18 protein-coding genes and 1 tRNA gene are annotated in these 18,076 nt (G+C 69.2%); 8 read left to right on the top strand and 11 right to left on the bottom strand.

Annotation, left to right across the window (positions count from 1 at the left end; genetic code table 11):
* Positions 1 to 45: 45 nt before the first annotated feature.
* From mnhG to J2S35_RS06225, 6 genes are read right to left on the bottom strand one after another with little or no spacing between them, the layout of a single operon-like run.
* A complete protein-coding gene (mnhG, locus tag J2S35_RS06250) occupies positions 46 to 384 on the bottom strand; it encodes a monovalent cation/H(+) antiporter subunit G (protein ID WP_309851060.1) in 339 nt (112 codons plus the stop codon).
* On the bottom strand, positions 381 to 662 hold the full coding sequence (locus J2S35_RS06245) for a monovalent cation/H+ antiporter complex subunit F (protein ID WP_309851055.1): 282 nt from the start codon (positions 660 to 662) through the stop codon (positions 381 to 383). Before J2S35_RS06245 ends, mnhG begins: the two co-directional genes overlap by 4 nt.
* Positions 659 to 1,405, bottom strand: a complete 747-nt coding sequence (locus tag J2S35_RS06240) for a Na+/H+ antiporter subunit E (protein WP_309851052.1) — start codon at positions 1,403 to 1,405, stop codon at positions 659 to 661. Before J2S35_RS06240 ends, J2S35_RS06245 begins: the two co-directional genes overlap by 4 nt.
* A complete protein-coding gene (locus J2S35_RS06235; RefSeq protein WP_380083852.1) occupies positions 1,405 to 3,006 on the bottom strand; it encodes a Na+/H+ antiporter subunit D in 1,602 nt (533 codons plus the stop codon). Before J2S35_RS06235 ends, J2S35_RS06240 begins: the two co-directional genes overlap by 1 nt.
* On the bottom strand, positions 3,006 to 3,434 hold the full coding sequence (locus J2S35_RS06230) for an NADH-quinone oxidoreductase subunit K (protein WP_309851047.1): 429 nt from the start codon (positions 3,432 to 3,434) through the stop codon (positions 3,006 to 3,008). The genes J2S35_RS06235 and J2S35_RS06230 overlap by 1 nt, the downstream gene beginning before the upstream one ends.
* Positions 3,431 to 6,433: a Na+/H+ antiporter subunit A gene (locus tag J2S35_RS06225; RefSeq protein ID WP_309851044.1), complete on the bottom strand. Its 3,003-nt coding sequence runs from the start codon at positions 6,431 to 6,433 to the stop codon at positions 3,431 to 3,433. Before J2S35_RS06225 ends, J2S35_RS06230 begins: the two co-directional genes overlap by 4 nt.
* A gap of 253 nt (positions 6,434 to 6,686) precedes the next feature.
* Between J2S35_RS06225 and J2S35_RS06220 the strand changes: the two genes are divergently transcribed.
* Entirely contained in the window at positions 6,687 to 8,042 is a 1,356-nt protein-coding gene (locus tag J2S35_RS06220; RefSeq protein ID WP_309851040.1) for an MFS transporter, read from the top strand.
* Positions 8,043 to 8,107: 65 nt separating this feature from the next.
* Here the strand turns inward: J2S35_RS06220 and dcd are convergent, their stop codons facing one another.
* Positions 8,108 to 8,701: a dCTP deaminase gene (gene dcd, locus J2S35_RS06215; RefSeq protein ID WP_309851037.1), complete on the bottom strand. Its 594-nt coding sequence runs from the start codon at positions 8,699 to 8,701 to the stop codon at positions 8,108 to 8,110.
* A gap of 84 nt (positions 8,702 to 8,785) precedes the next feature.
* Between dcd and J2S35_RS06210 the strand changes: the two genes are divergently transcribed.
* Positions 8,786 to 9,337 carry an SseB family protein gene (locus J2S35_RS06210; RefSeq protein WP_309851035.1) on the top strand — a complete coding sequence of 184 codons (552 nt, stop codon included), beginning with the start codon at positions 8,786 to 8,788 and terminating at the stop codon, positions 9,335 to 9,337.
* Complete coding sequence (locus tag J2S35_RS06205) at positions 9,337 to 9,738, top strand: SseB family protein (RefSeq protein ID WP_309851032.1); 402 nt, start codon at positions 9,337 to 9,339, stop codon at positions 9,736 to 9,738. Before J2S35_RS06210 ends, J2S35_RS06205 begins: the two co-directional genes overlap by 1 nt.
* A 107-nt stretch (positions 9,739 to 9,845) precedes the next feature.
* Here the strand turns inward: J2S35_RS06205 and J2S35_RS06200 are convergent, their stop codons facing one another.
* The 3 genes from J2S35_RS06200 to J2S35_RS06190 are packed head-to-tail and all read right to left on the bottom strand — an operon-like array spanning position 9,846 to position 12,849.
* The gene (locus J2S35_RS06200) at positions 9,846 to 10,469 is read right to left on the bottom strand and encodes a LutC/YkgG family protein (protein ID WP_309851029.1); all 624 of its coding nucleotides are present in this window, start codon (positions 10,467 to 10,469) and stop codon (positions 9,846 to 9,848) included.
* Complete coding sequence (locus J2S35_RS06195; RefSeq protein ID WP_380083781.1) at positions 10,466 to 12,070, bottom strand: lactate utilization protein B; 1,605 nt, start codon at positions 12,068 to 12,070, stop codon at positions 10,466 to 10,468. Before J2S35_RS06195 ends, J2S35_RS06200 begins: the two co-directional genes overlap by 4 nt.
* The gene (locus tag J2S35_RS06190; protein WP_309853065.1) at positions 12,067 to 12,849 is read right to left on the bottom strand and encodes a (Fe-S)-binding protein; all 783 of its coding nucleotides are present in this window, start codon (positions 12,847 to 12,849) and stop codon (positions 12,067 to 12,069) included. Before J2S35_RS06190 ends, J2S35_RS06195 begins: the two co-directional genes overlap by 4 nt.
* A 220-nt stretch (positions 12,850 to 13,069) precedes the next feature.
* Between J2S35_RS06190 and J2S35_RS06185 the strand changes: the two genes are divergently transcribed.
* The 3 genes from J2S35_RS06185 to J2S35_RS06175 all read left to right on the top strand — a co-directional run bounded on the left by J2S35_RS06185 (position 13,070) and on the right by J2S35_RS06175 (position 15,706).
* Positions 13,070 to 14,758: an L-lactate permease gene (locus J2S35_RS06185; RefSeq protein ID WP_309851027.1), complete on the top strand. Its 1,689-nt coding sequence runs from the start codon at positions 13,070 to 13,072 to the stop codon at positions 14,756 to 14,758.
* Positions 14,759 to 14,853: 95 nt separating this feature from the next.
* On the top strand, positions 14,854 to 15,615 hold the full coding sequence (locus tag J2S35_RS06180; protein WP_309851025.1) for a FadR/GntR family transcriptional regulator: 762 nt from the start codon (positions 14,854 to 14,856) through the stop codon (positions 15,613 to 15,615).
* 17 nt (positions 15,616 to 15,632) lie between these two features.
* Positions 15,633 to 15,706 (top strand) — tRNA-Gly (locus J2S35_RS06175).
* Between the two features lie 244 nt (positions 15,707 to 15,950).
* Here J2S35_RS06175 and J2S35_RS06170 read toward each other — a convergent pair.
* On the bottom strand, positions 15,951 to 16,763 hold the full coding sequence (locus J2S35_RS06170) for a hypothetical protein (protein ID WP_309851022.1): 813 nt from the start codon (positions 16,761 to 16,763) through the stop codon (positions 15,951 to 15,953).
* A gap of 341 nt (positions 16,764 to 17,104) precedes the next feature.
* Between J2S35_RS06170 and J2S35_RS06165 the strand changes: the two genes are divergently transcribed.
* The gene (locus tag J2S35_RS06165) at positions 17,105 to 17,542 is read left to right on the top strand and encodes a DUF2871 domain-containing protein (protein WP_309851021.1); all 438 of its coding nucleotides are present in this window, start codon (positions 17,105 to 17,107) and stop codon (positions 17,540 to 17,542) included.
* Between the two features lie 45 nt (positions 17,543 to 17,587).
* Entirely contained in the window at positions 17,588 to 18,076 is a 489-nt protein-coding gene (locus J2S35_RS06160; protein WP_309851019.1) for an SseB family protein, read from the top strand.

Genomic DNA, 18,076 nt, shown 5'->3' with positions numbered 1-18,076 from the left:
CGGCTCCCCTCGGGGGCCGGCCGCACGTGTGTCTGGGGCAGGGCGTCAGCGGCCCTCATCCAGCTCGGCGGCCAGGTCGTCGCGGACGAGATCCTGGTACGGGGTGCTCGCCGTCCGGTGGGCCGTGCGGGCCGTGATGTGCGCGGAGATGGGCACGGTCACGAGCTGCAGCACCCAGACGAGGGCCAAGAAGGGCACGAGGCGCCAGTCGCCGATCGTGAGCCCCACGGCCACGAGCATCATGAGCAGGCCGATGACCTGCGGCTTGGAAGCGGCGTGCAGCCGGGCCATGTCAGACGGGAAGCGGAGGATTCCGACGGCGGCGGCCAGCGCCCAGAAGGCACCGCCGACAAGCAAGACGCCCGCGACAATGTCGACAATCATGAGCGCTCGTTCTCCTTTCGGGACGCGAGGAAGATCGAGAAGGACAGCGTCGCCACCCAGGCCACGACCGAGAGGACGAGGAGGAGCGTCAGGTGATCGGCGACCTTGGACGTCGTCATGTAGACGCAGAGCGCCCCGACGAACACCGTCACGAGGACGTCCACGGCGATGACCCGGTCCAGGAGGCGGGGCCCGCGCTGGATGCGCACGAGCGAGGCCAGCGCAGCGACGCTCAACAGAGCCCCGGCGAGGACGGTGCAGTAGTGGAGAAAGCTCATCGGGTGCCTCCCTGGGCGGCGCTCGCTCCAGACGAGCTCACCGTGTCGTGAGTGCGGGCGCGCTGGCGCCCGTGGGGGCCCCGTGCGGAGAGGCGGCGAGCCGCGGCGCGCTCCCGCTCGTCCTGCCTGCCGAGGATGTCGAGGATCCGGTACTCCGTCTCGTGGGCCTCGCGGATGAAGTCGTCCGCGGCCTCATCCGTGGAGACCCCCAGGACGTGGACATAGAGGATGGCCGCGTCGCGGTCCACTTCGCAGACGATCGAGCCCGGGACGATGGCCAGGGCATGGGAGACCGCTGTCAGCACCAGGTCGTCATGCGTGACCAGTTGGACCTTGATGATCGACGAGCGCGCGCGCGGCCCCTCCGTCACCGCCAGGTGGAACACCCGGATGCTCGCAATGAGAGACTGCCACGTCAGCGAGCCCACCATGACGAGGGCCTTGAACGGGTTGAACCGCCCCGCGAGCTCCACGGGGGGCAGACGGAAGACATGCGTGACCACCCAGACGATGAGCACCGAGAAGACGATGTTCATGACGCTGAGGTCCCGGGACAGGGCGAGCCACACGCCCACAAGCCAGATGAGCAGCGGCAGCTCCTTGCGGAGCGGGACCGGGCGCCGGCGCCGGGCCGTCGTCGGAACATCCGTGGACTCGGGGTCCAGGTGCGGCGCGTCGTCCGGGTGGATGCCGTTCTCATCCGGCTGGCCGATGTCGTTGATGCTCAGGTGGTCCTGCTTCATCACTGGCCTCCCTTCGGTGCGGGGCTGGGCGCGGTGCCGCCGTGGGTCGCGGGAACCTCGCTCAGGCGCTCTTCGCCCATGACCGCCTCAATGTACGGCGTGCGCTCGATGAGCTCATTCGCCGTGGCCCCCGACATACGGTAGAGCGGGCCTGCGACGACGGTCAGGGCGAGGCCGGCGAGGACGAGCGAGAGGGTGGCCGCGACCATCGAGCGGGTCAGGGGCTGCCCGGACTGGTCGTCCTCCCGCCCCACCTCCGCCTCGGCCGCAGTGGACTCGCCCTGCTCGCGCCAGAAGGCGCGGTTCCACACGCGGGCTATGGCCATGAGGGTCAGCAGGCTCGTCACGATGGAGGCAGCGACGGCAATCCAGGCCACGGGTGTGTCCAGCATGATGCCCGCCTGGATGAGTCCCACCTTGCCGAGGAAGCCGGACATGGGCGGGATGCCAGCGAGGTTCATGGCGGGGATGAAGAACAGGAGGGAGACGAACGGCAGGCTCTTCGCCAGGCCTCCAAGGCGCTCGATGTTGGTCACGCCGCGCACCCGCTCGATCAGGCCCGCCACGAGGAAGAGGGAGGTCTGGACGATGATGTGGTGCGCCACGTAGTACACGGAGGCCCCTAGCCCCACGATTGACCCCGTGCCGATGCCGAAGATCAGGTAGCCGATGTGGCTGACGAGGGTGAAGGACAAGAGGCGCTTGAGGTCGAACTGCGCGAGCGCGCCGAGGATGCCCACGATCATCGTCACCGCGCCGGCGACCATGAGGATCGTGTTGAAGTCGTCCCCGGGAAAGAGCAGGGTCTCGGTGCGGATGATCGCGTAGACGCCGACCTTGGTCAGCAGGCCCGCGAACACCGCCGTGACGGGCGCGGGCGCCGTGGGGTAGGAGTCCGGGAGCCAGAAGGACAGCGGGAACACAGCCGCCTTGATGCAGAACGCCACGAGCAGGAGGGCGTGAAGCGCCATCTGCGTGCCGTGCGGCAGGGCCGAGAGCTTCATCGCCACGTCCGCCATGTTCACGGTGCCGGTGGCCGCGTAAACGAGCCCGATGGCCAGGAGGAACAGCACGGAGGACACCACGGAGACGACGACGTAGGTGAGCGCCGCCCGGATTCTGGCATCGGTTGCCCCGAGGGTCATGAGCACGTAGCTCGCCGTCAGGAGGATCTCGAACCCGACATAGAGGTTGAACAGGTCCCCGGCGAGGAACGCGTTGGAGACGCCGCCAACGAGGATGAGATAGGTGGGGTGGAAGATCGAGACAGGCCCGTCCTGTTCCGACTCCTCCGCGTCCTGACCCGTGGCGAACACGAGGACGGCGAGGGACACGAGCGTGGAGACCACGAGCATGAAGCTCGCGAACGCGTCCACGACCATCGAGATGCCGAAGGGCGGCGCCCATCCGCCGAGATAGACCGCGGTGGGCCCGTGCAGAATCGTCGAGATGAGGAGCGAGGACTCGAGGATGAGCGTCAGGGTCAGCGAGACGATGGCGATGATGCGCTGAATGCCCGGGTGGCGGGCCACGAGGAACGCGGCGGCCGCCCCCAGGAAGGGGAGGCCGATGGCGAACGGCGCGGCGGCGGTCGTGTCGATCATCCCTCGTGCTCCTTGGTGAACTCGGTGTCTTCGTGGACGACGTCCGCGTCTTCCTCTGCGTCGTACGACTCCTTCGCTGCGACGACGGCGTCCTCCTCGTCTCGCTCGATCTCGTCCCGGCGGCGGATGACCCAGGTCCGGTAGATGATGCCGAGCATGAAGGCCGTGATGGCGAAGCTGATGACGATGGACGTCAGCACGAACACCTGGGGCAGCGGGTCGTTGTACTCGGACGGGTCCGCGCCCTTGACCACGAGCGGCGCGATTCCCGCCAGCCCGCCCGTCGTGATGAGCAGGAGGTTCGTGGCGTTCGTGATGAGCGTCAGGGCCAGGAGGATGCGCGTCAGGGACTTGTCCAGCAGCAGGTAGACCCCCGCCGCGTAGAGCACGCCCATCAGCACGAGGAGTGTGAGGTTGGCGCTCATGCCTGCGCTCCCTTCGTCTCGGCGGCCTCGGCCTCGGTGACCGCGTTGTCCGGGCCTCGGTCTGAGGAGATCTGCTGCCTGCCCGCGAGCCAGTCAAGCCTCGAGCCGAAGCTGCGGAGCACGTCAGAGACGAGGCCGACGACGATGAGGAACACACCGATGTCGAAGATCGTGCTCGTCGTGAACTTGTACCCGCCGAGCAGCGGCACGGTGCCCTGGACGATGGCCGCCTGCAGGACCTCGCCGCCGAAGAACAGCGGAACGATCGCCGACAGGGCGATGATCCCGAGCCCGCTGCCGAGCATGGTCCCGGCGGAGATCGGCATGGCCTCGTACAGCTCGTAGCGGCCCCCGGCAAAGTACCGGACAGCGAGCGCGAGACCCGCCATGAGGCCCGCAGCAAAGCCGCCGCCCGGCGCGTTGTGGCCGGCGACGAGAAGGTAGACGGAGACGATGATCAGCGTGTGGAACACAATCCGCACGACCACCTCGAGCATGATGGAGCGCGACCCCGAGTCCAGGGTGTGCCCCGCGGTGATCCAGGGGCTCCGCGGCGCCTCGCTGAAGCGGTCGGCGTCGTGCGCCCCTCCCCGCTGCACCGCGCCAGAGGCGACCTGAGAAGAGAAGCCCGCGTGGAGCTGCTGGTCCCCGCGGCCCGAGACGAAGATGAGGCTCGCCACCCCCGTGGCCGCGATGGCGAGGACGGAGACCTCACCGAACGTGTCCCACGCGCGGATGTCCACGAGGGTCACGTTGACGATGTTGGCGCCCCCGCCGCCGTCATAGGCCAGGCGAGGGAACTCGAGGGAGACCGGCAGGCTCTCGCGGGCGTTCATCGCCGCGGCAGCCAGGAAGACCATGCCCGTGCCGAACGCGACGCCCAGCACCGCCCGAATCAGCTTGTGCCGCGACTGCCACGCCGGCTCCATGCGGGCCGGCAGGACGCGCAGGGCGAGGACCATGGCCACAGTGACCACGGTCTCCACGAGGACCTGCGTGAGGGCGAGGTCCGGCGCCCCCTGCAGCGCGTAGATCACGGCCATGCCGTAGCCGACCACGGAGACGAGGAGAACGGCGAGGAAGCGCTTGTCCGCCTTGACGGCCGCGAGCGCTGCGATGCCGACGACGACGACGATGACGATCTGCGCCGCCGAGTCCGCAAGGTGAAGGCGCAGGCCGAAGGAGCCGCCGCCCGCCACGTAGGCCACCAGCGGCGCGGAGACGGCCACGGCGAGAATGATGGAGACGTAGAACCCCACGGAGCCCCGCTGGGTGCGGCCGGTCAGCCAGATCGCGAAGTCGTCGAGGGCGCCGACGCTCTGGCGGTACAGGCGCTCCGCGTCCAGCCGCCTGAGGGGCGGGTCCCCCTCGAGGCTGCCCCCGAGCGCGTCCTGGACGCGGCTCACACGGGCGCGGCCCAGGATGAGCGCGGCACCCACTCCGAGGCAGAGCGCGGACAGCAGCAGGGCAGTCGTGAACCCGTGCCAGATGGCCAAGTGCGGGAGCTTGCCGTGCTCCCCGAGGAGGGCCTGACCCGTCTCCCCGACCCCGTGGACGAGGGCCTCGATGGGGGCAGGGAACACGCCGAACACCACGGTGAGCACCGCGAGGACGATGGCCGGAGCCGCGAACGACGGCGCGATCCGCCTCACGACCCGGGCCTCCGTGACCTTGAAGAAGCGGCCGTCGCCGAAGGCGCCGAGGACGAACCGCCCGCTGTAGGCCACGGTGAGGATGGACCCCAGGACGGCGCCGATGAGGGCCACAACGCCGAGCGGGTCCGTGGCCCCATGCAGGAGCGCCTCGAGGACCGACTCCTTCGCCACGAAGCCCAGCGTGAACGGCACTCCGGCCATCGATGCGGCCGCCACGAGGGCCGTCGCGAACAGGATGGGAGCGCGCCGCGCGAGGCCGGCCAGCTGCCGGATGTCTCGCGTGCCGGTGCACTGGTCAATGATGCCGACGACGAGGAACAGCGTGGCCTTGAACAGGGCATGGCCCATGAGCAGCGCCGCCCCGGCGTGCAAGAACTCGGGCTTTCCCAGGCCCACAACGAGGGTCAGGAAGCCCAGTTGGCTGACGGTGCCGTAGGCGAGGATGAGCTTGAGATCGAACTGCCTCAGGGCGCGGTAGCCGCCGAGGAGCATCGTGGCGACGCCGCCGAGGACCACGAGCCACAGCCAGGCGTCAACGTGAAGGAACGCTGGGGCAAAGCGGGCCACGAGGTAGATGCCCGCCTTGACCATGGCGGCGGCGTGCAGGTAGGCCGAGACGGGGGTCGGGGCCGCCATGGCGCCCGGGAGCCAGAAGTGGCTCGGCACGAGCGCGGACTTGCTCGCGGCGCCCACGAACACGAGGACCGCCGCGGCCACGATGAACCCTTCAGGCGCGTCAACCGTCCCGGCCGCGAGCCTCTCCACGATGCTGGAGATCCGCATGGTCCCAGCCGCCGAGGCCAGGATGAGGAAGCCCACGAGCATGGACAGGCCGCCCGCCGTCGTGACAATGAGCGCCTGGAGAGCCGCACGCCGAGCGGTCAGGCGAGTCCTCGAGAAGCCGATCATCAGGTAGGAGAGGACCGTCGTGGCCTCCCACGCGATGAAGAGGATCATGAGGTCGTCAGCCGTGACGAGGAGGAACATGGCCGCGGCGAACGCCGTCAGCTGACCCGCGAACATGGCGTGGCCCACGGCTGTTCGGTTGGCCTTGAGGAAGTACTGGGCGCAATAGGCCAGGACCAGCGCGCCGATGCCCGTGACGAGCATCGAGAGCATGAGGGACAGCGGGTCCATGCGCAGGGCCAGCGAGACGCCGAGCTCCGGGATCCACGGGAAGGACAGCTCCATGCCCTCGGTTCCCCGGACCGCCACCGTCAACAGCCACACGAACACCCCGGCCGGGGCCACGGCGAGCGCGTAGAAGGACCGCCGGCCGAGCCACCGGAACAAGAAGGGGGCAAGGACGGCGTTGAGGGTGAGAACGGTCAAAGCTGGGAGCAACGCGCGGTCCTTCGTCGGGGAGCGGATCGTGGTGCAACCGCGCAGTCCACGCCCGGGTGAAGCAGGGGCGGCGCGCGCAGTATCGCTTCATTTTATCCGCCGTGCCTGGGAGCCCTTCCCAGTTGTCCACAGGGGAGCAGACGGACGCGGGAGCGACTCCCGCGAGCGTGCCACGACATCGGCCGGGCGCCGGGCGCCTGCGGCCCTCCGTCACATCGGCGGCAAGGCCGCGCGCGCAACGTATTCTCTGGGTATGAGCAGCCCCGCCGCCACCGCCCCGAGCAACCAGCCGCCCGCGCCACGACGCGGCGCCGTCCTGTCCTGGGCTCTCTGGGACTGGGGCTCCAGCGCCTTCAACGCCGTCATGACGACGTTCGTCTTCACGGTCTGGCTGACGTCTCCCGCCTTCGGGCCCACGGAGCACTCCTCGACGCTCCTCGCGTGGGGCCTCAGCCTGTCCGGGCTCGTCCTGGCCGTCATCGCCCCCGTCCTCGGCCAGCGCAGCGACGCCTCCAACCGCCGCAGGCTGTGGCTCGCCGTCAACACGGGCGTCGTCGTTCTCCTGTGCCTCTGCGGGGCGCTCGTGACCCCCGACCCCGGCCACCTGCTCCTGGGGATCGGCATCATCGCGGCGGCCACCCTGTTCTTCGAGCTCGCCAGCGTGGACTACAACGCCATGCTCTCAGACGTCTCGACGCCCGCGAGCGCTGGGCGAGTCTCCGGCTTCGGCTGGGCCATGGGCTACCTCGGCGGGATCGTGGCCCTCGTGATCGTCCTCTTCGGCTTCATCAAGCCGGCCTTCGGGCTCCCCGTGCCTCAGGAGGACGGGTGGCCGTTCCGCCTGACGGCCCTCTTCTCCGGCATCTGGTTCCTTGCCTTCGCGCTGCCGCTCTTGGTTCGCGGGACGGGGGCTGCCCCGCAGGCGCCGCGCTCGGCCCCGGCCGGGCTGCTGGAGTCCTACCGCATCCTGTGGCGCCGCCTCGCGTCGCTGTGGCGGACGGACCGCCACGCGATCTACTTCTTGGGGGCCTCAGCCGTGTTCCGCGACGGTCTCGCCGCGATCTTCACGCTCGGCGGCGTCATCGCCGTCGGCACGTTCGGGTTCACTCAGGCTCAGGTCATCGTCTTCGCCATCGCAGGCAACGTCGTCGCCGCGCTCGGCGCGCTCGTGGGCGGCCGCCTGGAGGACAGGCTCGGGCCCAAGCGGATCGTCATGGGCTCGCTGGTCGGCCTCCTCATCGCGGCTGCGGGCCTCCTCGCCTTGGGTGCGGGCACTCACCGGGTCGGCGGGCTGGAGTGGACGGCAACGACGACGTTCTGGGTGTTCGGGCTCTTCCTCTGCCTGTTCGTGGGACCCGCTCAGTCCTCGAGCCGCTCCTACCTGCTGCGGATTGCCCCCGCAGGGCACGAGTCGGAGTTCTTCGGCCTCTACGCCACGACGGGCCGGGCCGTGAGCTTCCTGGCCCCGACGCTGTTCGGCGCGTTCATCGTCCTCGGAGGGCAGCAGATTCACGGCGTGATCGGCATTGCTCTTGTCCTCGCCGCGGGGCTCGCACTCCTCGCGCCGATCCGCGAGCCTGCGGTCCGCAGGGACGAGGTGCGCGCGTAGCTCGTCGCAGGCCCGGCGGGACAGCTGCCGGACACGGCGTGGGGCTGGCCGGCCTCGTTGTGGCTCTAGCCGGCCTCCGGGCCGGGCACGCGCGTCCGGTGGAAGTTGAGGTGGGAGCGGGAGGGCGTCGGCCCGCGCTGGCCCTGGTAGCGGTTCCCGCGGCCGTCTGAGCCGTAGGGGCGCTCGGCAGGGCTCGTCAGCTGGAAGAAGCACAGCTGGCCGATCTTCGAGCCGGGCCACAGCTTGATCGGGAGCGTGGCGACATTGGAGAGCTCCAGCGTCACGTGGCCGGAGAAGCCCGGGTCGATGAACCCTGCGGTGGAGTGCGTCAGCAGGCCGAGGCGTCCGAGAGAGGACTTGCCCTCGAGGCGAGCGGCGATGTCGTCGCCGAGCGTGACGGTCTCGTAGGTCGAGCCCAGGACGAACTCCCCGGGATGGAGGACGAACGGCTCATCCGGGTCCACCTCGACGAGCCGAGTCAGGCCCTCCTGCTCCTCGGCTGGGTCGATGTTCGCGTACTTGTGGTTGTCGAACAGGCGGAAGAACCGGTCCAGGCGCACGTCAACGCTTGACGGCTGGATCATGTCCAGGTCAGCGGGCTCGAGGCCGATCCGGCCGTGGTCAAGGGCGGCGCGGATGTCGCGATCAGAGAGGAGCACGTGCCTAAAACTAGCAGGAATCCGCCGTCCGCTCCGAGCGGAGATGAGTTGCAGGGACCTACAATTCGTGATGTTCTCAGACACATGACTGAAAACATCGGCGACAACGCAGCCGACCAGCAGACGTCCCCCTCGACCTCCGACACCCCCGTGTCCCCCGCGAACCCCCTTGAAGAGGCGCTCGCCAAGGGCCAGGACGGGACCATGGAGCAGTCCGACGTCATCCTGACGTTCCTCAACTCCACCGTCATCCTCTTGAGCGTCGAAGACCCCGAGGCCAACCCGGATGCGAACCTCGATCCGGTGGCCCTGAGCGGCCCCAACGACGAGCCGATGGTCGCGGTCTTCTCCGATCCTTCGCGCGTCCCCGCCGAACTCGGTGAGCAGGCCCCGTACGGCATCGGCGTCCAGGGCGCCACGGTCGTCCAGTCCGTCGGCGAGGGCGTGGGCATCATGCTCAACCCGGGCTTCGAGCTGGGCTTCATGATCGAGCCCTCCGGCGTCCAGATGATCCGCACCGACTTCCGCCCCGCCTCCGAGGTCCAGGCCCTCCAGGCGGAGCAGCAGGGCACGGCCGCCGCGCAGACGAACGAGAACCACCCTGTTCGTCCGACGAGCGACCCCGCCGGCTTCTGATGTCGCTCGGGCTCGAGGCCGCCGTCGAGGCAGCCCGCTCCGGTGAGATCTCGGACGAGGAGCTCGTCACCGTCTTCGGCGACGCCTCGGTGATCTACATCGGGCGCCTCGAGGACGACGACCCGACCAGCTTCCAGCCCCTCGTCCTCAGCCCACCCGTGGCTGAGGGCGGGGAGGTCCAGCAGATGGTCGTCGTCTTCTCGGACGCCTCCCGCATTCCGCCGGAGGCGCCCACTCAGGCGACGATGATGCTGCAGGTCTCCGGGCGGCAGGTCATCGAGACGCTGCCCGAGGGGCTTGGCGTCGCGCTCAACCCGGGCTCCGAGGTCAGCATGGAGCTGCCGCCGGCCGCGATCCCCGCCGTGCGCGGCGTCCTCGGCTCAGACACCCCCAGCCCCTGACCGTTCCGAGGCGAGTTTCAACCACAAAACCGCGCCCCGGCGTGCGGAACCCGCCCCCGAACGGGGAATAACGGGGCCCGGAACTGGGAGCAACGGGCCCCGGCCCGTCAGCCGACGAGGAGGACGTCGAGGCGGCGCGGGCCGTGAACGCCCTCGACCCGCTCCAACTCGATGTCGCTCGTGGCGCTCGGCCCCGAGATCCACGTCAGGGGCCGGGTTGAGTCCAGCGTCGCAAGGGTCTCCGGCAGCAGGCCGCGGACATCGTCCATCGAGACGACGACGACGTGGTGGTCCGGGACAAGAGTGATCGCCCGGCGGCCCTGATCGGCCGAGGTGTCGAGGAAGATGGTCCCCGTCTCGGAGCACGCGGCGGCGGAGGCCGTGAGCACGGCGCTCGTGGCGTCCAGCTCCTCCACGCTCAGCGCCCGCTCGGGCCCGTCCACGACGATCTCCGCCTCGACCTCGTCAGTCCAGGCCATGTCCAGGCCTGCGGGAACGACGACGCGCTCCGCGCCCGCCAGGCGGGTCCTGACTGCTTCGGGGATCTCGCTCGCCGAGCCGAGAATGACGACGTTGGCCTTGTAGTCCACGAGCCGATCCACGAGCTGTTCCCGCAACTGGTCCCGGCTCAGCCCGGACGTGAAGCGGTAGTCCCGTGCCGGGGCGGGGGCCTCGGGCGCCCCGGCCATGGCTTCGCGGACGGCGGTCAGGATGTCCTCGCGTGAGCTCACTTCACGTCTCCTTCGCTCGTGGGGGCGGCAGACTCGGGGCGCTCGCCACCGGCGGCCGGCGTCGTCGTCCCCCGAGAGTACGGGGAGCGCCCGGCCGCGAAGTCCGCGCGGAAGCTGTGCGCGGGCACCTGCGGGAGGTCGCGCGAGACCGTCCACTTGCCGGCGATGCCGGGCAGCGCGGAGATCTTGCCGCCGGGACCGGGGAGGAAGCGGCCCGCGAGACGAGCGCCCACCAGGCCCTTCTGGAGGGCACCGAAGCGGCGTCCGTCCGCGAAGAGCCAGGTCGCGCCTGCGAGGCCAGCGTCCAGCTGCGTCATGCGGGACGCGCCCTGCTTGCCGTCCTCGGACCGCCCGCGCAGGTGCACGAGGATGTCCGGGATGTTGATCTTGACCGGGCAGGCGTCGTAGCACGCGCCGCAGAGGCTCGACGCGAACGGGAGGGAGTCATTGCCCTCGACGTCCGTGCCTGTGAGGAGCGGCGAGAGGATGGCGCCGATGGGCCCCGGGTACGTGGAGCCGTAGGCGTGGCCGCCCGTGCGCTCGTACACCGGGCACACGTTCATGCAGGCGGAGCAGCGGATGCAGTGCAGGGCCGAACGCCCGTACTCGTCAGCGAGTGCCCGGGTGCGCCCGTTGTCGAGGAGCACGATGTGCACCGTCTGCGGGCCGTCCCCCGGCGTGACGCCCGTCCACAGCGAGGTGTACGGGTTCATCCGCTCGCCGGTGGACGAGCGCGGGAGCAGCTGCCCCATGACGTGGATGTCCTCGAAGCTCGGCAGCACCTTCTCGATGCCGACGAGGGAGATGAGCGTCTCCGGGAGCGTGAGGCACATGCGGCCGTTGCCTTCGGATTCGACGACGCCGAGCGTGCCCGTGTCAGCGAGGGCGAAGTTCGCGCCGGAGATCGCGACCTTGGTGGAGAGGAACTTCCGGCGGAGGTGTGTGCGGGCGGCGGCGGCGAGCTCGGCGGGATTGTTCGTGAGCCCCTCGGGCGCGTCCTCCATCTCGCGGAGGAAGATGTCCCGGATCTGGTCTCGGTTCTTGTGGATGGCGGGAACGAGAATGTGCGAGGGGAGGTCATCGTCGAGCTGGACGATCAGCTCGGCGAGGTCGGTCTCGAACGCCTTGATGCCGTGCTCGGCCAGGTCCTCGTTGAGGCCGATCTCCTGCGTGGCCATCGACTTGACCTTGATGACCTCCTCGGCGCCCTCCTCGCGGAGGATGCCGCGGATGATCTCGTTGGCCTCGGTTGCGTCCTTGGCCCAGTGGACCGTGGCGCCGGCCGCGGTGGCGCTGGCCTCGAACTGCTCCAGGAGGTCCGCGAGGTTTTTCATCGCGTGGGCCTTGATCTGGCTGCCGGACTCGCGCAGCAGCTCCCAGTCGTCGAGCTCGGCAACGACCTTGAGCCGCTTGTCCCGGATGGTGTGGGTGGCGTGGCGCAGGTTGGAGCGGAGCTGGGCGTCGGCGAGGTGAACGGGCGCGGCGTCCGGGAAGTCCTCGTGGGCCACCACGCGCCCCATGCTCTCGGGGGCCTCCTGTCCGTGGGGGCGGTGGTAGCGGTGTCCCGGGCGCAGGCCGGGAAGTCCAAGGAACGTGCTCACGCGTTGACCTCCTCGTGGGGGTTGAGCGGGTTCTCGCGCGTGCTCGCGAGGATTTCGGCGACATGGAAGGTGTGGGTGCGCTCCCCCTGCCGGGAGAGGCCGCCGCCGATGTGCATGAGGCAGGAGGCGTCACCGCCTGAGCAGACGTCTGCGCCGGTCTCGGTGATCCGAGCGGTCTTGTCCGCGAGCATGGCCGAGGAGACGTCCGAGTTCTTGACGGAGAACGTGCCGCCGAACCCGCAGCACTGGTCGGACTCGCCCAGCGGGCGGTAGTCGATCCCCTCCACGGACTTGAGCAGGCTCTCCTGGCGGTCCCCCAGGCGCAGCAGGCGCATGCCGTGGCAGCTGGGGTGGTAGGTGAGGGAGTGGGGGAAGTACGAGCCGAGCTGGGCGGCCGCGTCCGTGATGCCGAGGACATCAACGAGGAGCTGGGACAGCTCGAGAGTCTTGGCCCCAATGCAGGTGGCCTTCTCCGCGAGGTCCGTGTCCCCGAAGCGCTCGGCGATCATGGGCTGCTGGTGCTTGACCGAGGCGACGCAGGAGCCCGACGGGGCCACGGCGACGTCGTACTCCTCGTCCGTGAAGGCGCGGACGTGGTTCTCGATGACGCGCTTGCCCTCCGCGAAGTGGCCGGAGTTGACGTGCATCTGCCCGCAGCACGCCTGACCTCCCGGGAACACGACCGTGTGGCCGAGGCGCTCGAGGATGGCGACGGTGGCGTGGGCGACGCGAGGGTACATGGCGTCCACAATGCAGGTCGCGAAGAGGGCGATGCGCAGGGGGCGGCGCGAGGCGACCGCCTTGAGCTCATCGATGGTGGGGGTCTCGTTCACGGTTTCTCGACTCTCATGATGCTGGTCAGAGGATGTGGTCTGACCTTATCAGACAAGCCCCCCTAAGTGTGTGCGAAGTCACGAAACATCGGGTACCCTTCAGTGGTCAGACCTTTGTGGTCTGACCATTGCTCCCACCATTCAGTCCCTCACCAGGAGCCGCGCAATGACGACGTTCACCCCGCATACCGACGCCCTGGGCGGCTCGGTCGCGCTCACCGCCCTTGTGGCGTTCATCCCCCTTGTCGCGTTCTTCATCCTCCTCGCGATCGTCAAGCTCAAAGCCCACGTGGCCGGCCTCATCAGCCTCGCCGTGGCGCTAGCCGTCGCCGTCGTCGTCATGAAGATGCCCGTGGGGCTGGCGCTCCTGTCCGCCAGCCAGGGCGCGGTCTTCGGCGCGTTCCCCGTGTTCTGGATTGTGGTCATGGCCGTGTGGCTGTACCAGGTCACGGTCCTCTCCGGCCGGTTCGAGGACCTGCGCCGGATCTTCGACTCGATCGGCGGAGGCGACATCCGCATCCAGGCCGTCCTCATCGCCTTCTGCTTCGGCGGCCTCCTCGAGGCCCTCGCCGGCTTCGGCGCGCCCGTGGCCATCACCGCCACGATGCTCATGGCCCTCGGCCTCAAGCCCCTCAAGGCCGCCACTTCGGTGCTCCTCGCCAACACGGCGCCCGTCGCCTTCGGCGCCATCGCCATTCCCATCACGACGGCGGGCAAGCTCACCGACCTCCCCGCGGACCACATCGGCGCCATCGTGGGCCGGCAGGCACCGCTGCTCGCGATCGTCGTCCCGCTCATCCTCCTCTTCATCATCGACGGGCGCCGCGGCGTCAAGGACGCGTGGGCCCCGGCCCTCGTCACCGGCGGCGCGTTCGCCCTGGCCCAGTTCCTCTGCGCCAACTACTTCTCGTACGAGCTGACCGACATCGTCGCCTCCCTCGCGGGCCTCGGCGCCGCCGTGCTGTTCCTCAAGGTGTGGCGCTCGCCAGCCCGGGACGCCCAGGCGCAGGCCGCCCGCGAGCGCCTCGGGATCGCCCCAGTCGAGGCCGGCTCCCGCGAGGACGCCCTCACCGGCTCCCGCACCGTCATGGCGCTCATGCCGTACCTGCTCGTCATCATCCTCTTCGGCGTGGCCAAGCTCTGGACGCTCGGCGTCAACGTCCCGAAGGCCCTCGCGTCCACGGACGTCAAGATCCCGTGGCCGGGCCTCGACGGCCACCTCATGACAACCTCCGGCAAGGTGTCCACCTCCACGGTCTACGCCTTCCAGTGGCTCTCCAACCCGGGCACGCTCCTGCTCATCACGGGCGTCCTCGTGGCGATCATCTACAGCGTCCGCTCCGAGGGCGGCCGATACAGCCTCTCGGTGCCGAACGCCCTCGCGGAGATCGGGCGCACCCTGTGGCGGATGCGCTTCGCCGGCCTGACGATCGTCTCCGTCCTGGCGCTGGCCTACGTCATGAACTTCTCCGGCCAGACGATCGCCATCGGCACGTGGCTCGCGGCGACGGGCGGCTTCTTCGCCTTCCTGTCCCCGATCCTCGGATGGATCGGAACGGCCGTCACAGGCTCTGACACCTCCGCCAACGCCCTCTTCGCCAAGCTCCAGCAGACGGCCGCAACGCAGGCGGGGATCGACCCGAACCTGCTCGTCGCCGCCAACACGACGGGCGGCGTGGTCGGCAAGCTCATCTCCCCGCAGAACCTCGCCATCGCGGCGACGAGCGTGGGGATGGAAGGCAAGGAGTCCGAGATCCTCAAGACCGTCATCGGATGGTCCGTGGGCATGCTCTTCTTCCTCTGCTGCCTCGTCTACCTTCAGTCCACTCCGGTCCTCGGCTGGATGCTTCCCTAGAATTGGCAGTATTCGCCGCTTCAGGGGACGCGCCCCGCACCTCGGTGCGGGGCGCGTCCCTGCTTCCACCCATCCAGGACGGACCTCAGCTGACCATGAACACCGCCGCCTCCGAGCCCCAAGGCCGCTCCTACGAGACCGTTCTCCGGGAGGTCGAGGAAGGGCTCCGCTCAGGCTCCCTCCGGCTCGGGGACCGGCTGCCCGGCGAGAGGGCGCTCGCCGCAGAGCACGGGATCTCGCGGGCGTCGGTCCGGGACGCCATCCGCATCCTCTCCGTCCTCGGCGTCGTCCGTTCGGCACCCGGCTCAGGCCCAGAGTCCGGCACGGTGATCATCGCCGAGCCCAGCGCGGGCCTGTCCGCCGCCCTGAGGCTCCACATGGCCTCGTCCTCCCTGCCCGCCGAGGACGTCATCGAGACGCGCGTGATCCTTGAGACCTGGGGAGCCAGGGAGGCCGCCCGGCGCGTGGCCCGCGGAGACGTCGAGCCGGAGCGGCTCGAGCACCTGCGCGGCCTGCTCGAGCGCATGGACAGCGCGGACACGCCCGCCGAGGAGTTCCACCTGCTCGACACCCAGTTCCACACCGAGGCCACCGCCCTCGCAGGGAATGTCGTCATCGAGACGGTCATGGGGTCCCTGCGTGAGGCGATCCGCTCGTACGTCACGGCCGCCGTTGCCACAATGCCGCACTGGGGCGAGGTGGCGGGCTGCCTGCGCCAGCAGCACCACGAGATCCTCGACGCGCTCGCGGAGGGGCGCGGCGACGACGCGGCGGGTCTCGTGGAGTCCCACATCCGCTGGTTCGACGCCCTGCGGCGCGGCATGGCCGCCGATTTTGACGCGACGCCGTGCTCCTGATAGAGTCATATCCACATGCGGCTATAGCTCAATGGTAGAGCGCCTGCTTCCCAAGCAGGATACGTCAGTTCGATTCTGTCTAGCCGCTCCAAGAGAAGCAAGGAGGGACTCGCCACGCGGCGAGTCCCTCCTTGCTTTGCCTGCGCGTGCCGTGCGCACGGCAGCGCCCCCGAGTTCGCCCCGAGCTCGTCGCCCCGCCGACGCGCGCCGACTGAGCCCAAGGCGCAGGCCCATTCCCACCCCACCCTTTTGCGCAGGAGGGCCACTCGCCCATGAGGGCGCAAAGAATGACCCGGCCGAATTCAACGCCCGGGCCACTCGCCCCGCTCACAAAGTCAGCAGCCGATTGTCTTCTGGTAACGGAAAGAGATGTTGCTGAGGAAGATCTTCTGATCCGTGTCCACACCGCTGAAGTATGTCGCGGCACTCCAATAGGCGATCGAGAAGCCGCCCGTCTTCGGGTAGAAGACCTGCGCGCTGCCCTGGCCCGAGTGATTCGGGACGGGGCCGTTCTCGGCGGTGGTCCGCAGCGGATCCGACGTCGTGCCGGAGCCATGGACTCCCGCGCCGAGGCTCGTGAGCGCGAAGCCGGAGGACAGGGCCACGCAGTCCCAGAAGTCGCCCGCGGTGGAGTCGATGTCCGTGATCGTGAACCTGAGATTGGAGACCACCACGGGGGCGCCGGCCCCGTCCGTGAATGCCACGGAGTAGATGACCCGGTTGTTCCACCCGCCGGGCTGGGCAGAGGTCTGGGACTGGTGGAAAGTCAGCCCGGGGTCCGGCGTTCCGCCGATGGGCTCGGGGCTGAGCGCCAGGCTGTCGTTGCCCTTGGCACCGTCAATCGATCCGAGGCGCATCGAGCCGACGATCCTCGTCGCCACGGTCATGCGCAGTTCGTTCGGCTTGCCCGCATTGAGGACCGCGCGCGCCCAGGCGCCACCCGGGTCGCGGGTCCAAACGGCCTGGTTGGACCAGTCGACGACGAGGTCCTGCGGGACGCATGGATCCTCGGGACGAGGGGGAGTCGAGGCCGATACGGCGGGCGCCGTCGAGCAGAGAGCGATGGCCGGGGCGGACCAGGCCGCCCCTCGCGCCACAGTCCGGCGCGTGACACGGGGGGCGATGGCGCCAGAGGGATGGTCGGACATGAGGGACTACTCCTGAGATTGAGGGGGATGTCGGCGGGCCGGAAAAATCAGGCCGCACACCGAGCAAGACCACTCAACAATAATCAAGGAAATGCGCCGCGAGCAAACCCTCTGAAAGAATTAGAGCCGCTAACACTCAGCACTTCCCCGAAAGGGCGCGGAATGGCTCATAAAAAAACATCCCGCTCAAAACTGCGCTGAATTGAATTCAATTCGTTATATAACATTCGGCACACTCCCCCGGCACCCGGTGCGAGCCCCGCCACCGCCCCTCGGGTGCCCGTCCACATCAACCGGACGGTGGAGCCCGCCGGGCGCCTGCCCCCGATACGGTGGTTGTTATGAGAAAGCTCTTCACGTCCGCAGCCCTGTACGCAACGCTCGGCCTCCTCGCCGGCCTCTTCTACCGCGAGTTCACGAAGTCCCGCGGCTTCACCGGGGAGACCATGCTCTCCGTCGTGCACACGCACGCGCTGGCCCTCGGCATGATCGTCTTCCTCGTGGCACTCGCCCTCGACAAGGTCTTCGACCTCTCCTCAGCGCAGTCCCCGGCCAAGACCCTCTTCTCCCTGTTCTTCTGGTTCTACAACGCGGGCCTCCTCGTCACGCTGACCATGCTCACCACGCACGGCGTCATGCAGGTCCTCGGCGTGCACGCCTCCGCGGCCGTCTCGGGCATCGCTGGCCTCGGGCACATCGCGCTGACCATCGGCATCGTCCACCTCTTCCTCGCCCTCAACAAGGCCATGAAGCACGGGCAGGAGCCCGTCCGGCACTGACGCAAGGCCGCCCCGGGGCGAGGTCGAGGGCCTAGACTCGGAACCATGACCAGCGCACCCGATCTCTCCGACCTCATCCGGGAGGGCCGCGCAGGCCGGCTCTCGCAGCCGGACTTCGCCCGCGCGTTCGCGGAGACCCGCATCCTCGTCCTCCTCGCCACGCCGGCGGAGGGGGACTCGGTGCAGCCGCTCGTGCTCGAACTGCCGAATGGCGAGCCCGCGGTGGCCGCCTTCAGCGGGCCCGGCGCCGTCGTCGACGACTACCTCCAGGCCGCCCCGCACCCCATTGCCATGACGGGACGGGAGCTCCTTGAGATGCTGCCGGAGGGCGTGGGCCTCGCGCTCAACCCGGGGCAGGAGCACAGCCTCCCCATTGAGCCTGACGAGGTCCGCCTCTTCGGCTTCGTGGCCCTCTCCCCCGCATCCGCGCCCGACGACGCGGCTGGCGCCCCCGCCGAGCCCGCCGGAGGGCCCGAGGACACCGCACACGGTGACGCCGCCGCGCCGGAGGGCGCCCCCAGCCGAGAGCAGTAG

It is taken from the genome of Falsarthrobacter nasiphocae, assembly GCF_031456275.1.
GTDB classification, from domain to species: domain Bacteria; phylum Actinomycetota; class Actinomycetes; order Actinomycetales; family Micrococcaceae; genus Falsarthrobacter; species Falsarthrobacter nasiphocae.
Note: the sequence above shows the minus strand (reverse complement) of the source record. Positions and strands in the feature narration are given on the sequence as shown.

Coding starts and splice junctions, on each gene's coding strand:
- mnhG (WP_309851060.1), bottom strand. CDS start 384: ATGATTGTCGACATTGTCGCGGGCGTCTTGCTTGTCGGCGGTGCCTTC.
- J2S35_RS06245 (WP_309851055.1), bottom strand. CDS start 662: ATGAGCTTTCTCCACTACTGCACCGTCCTCGCCGGGGCTCTGTTGAGC.
- J2S35_RS06240 (WP_309851052.1), bottom strand. CDS start 1,405: ATGAAGCAGGACCACCTGAGCATCAACGACATCGGCCAGCCGGATGAG.
- J2S35_RS06230 (WP_309851047.1), bottom strand. CDS start 3,434: ATGAGCGCCAACCTCACACTCCTCGTGCTGATGGGCGTGCTCTACGCG.
- J2S35_RS06220 (WP_309851040.1), top strand. CDS start 6,687: ATGAGCAGCCCCGCCGCCACCGCCCCGAGCAACCAGCCGCCCGCGCCA.
- J2S35_RS06210 (WP_309851035.1), top strand. CDS start 8,786: ATGACTGAAAACATCGGCGACAACGCAGCCGACCAGCAGACGTCCCCC.
- J2S35_RS06205 (WP_309851032.1), top strand. CDS start 9,337: ATGTCGCTCGGGCTCGAGGCCGCCGTCGAGGCAGCCCGCTCCGGTGAG.
- J2S35_RS06185 (WP_309851027.1), top strand. CDS start 13,070: ATGACGACGTTCACCCCGCATACCGACGCCCTGGGCGGCTCGGTCGCG.
- J2S35_RS06180 (WP_309851025.1), top strand. CDS start 14,854: ATGAACACCGCCGCCTCCGAGCCCCAAGGCCGCTCCTACGAGACCGTT.
- J2S35_RS06170 (WP_309851022.1), bottom strand. CDS start 16,763: ATGTCCGACCATCCCTCTGGCGCCATCGCCCCCCGTGTCACGCGCCGG.
- J2S35_RS06165 (WP_309851021.1), top strand. CDS start 17,105: ATGAGAAAGCTCTTCACGTCCGCAGCCCTGTACGCAACGCTCGGCCTC.
- J2S35_RS06160 (WP_309851019.1), top strand. CDS start 17,588: ATGACCAGCGCACCCGATCTCTCCGACCTCATCCGGGAGGGCCGCGCA.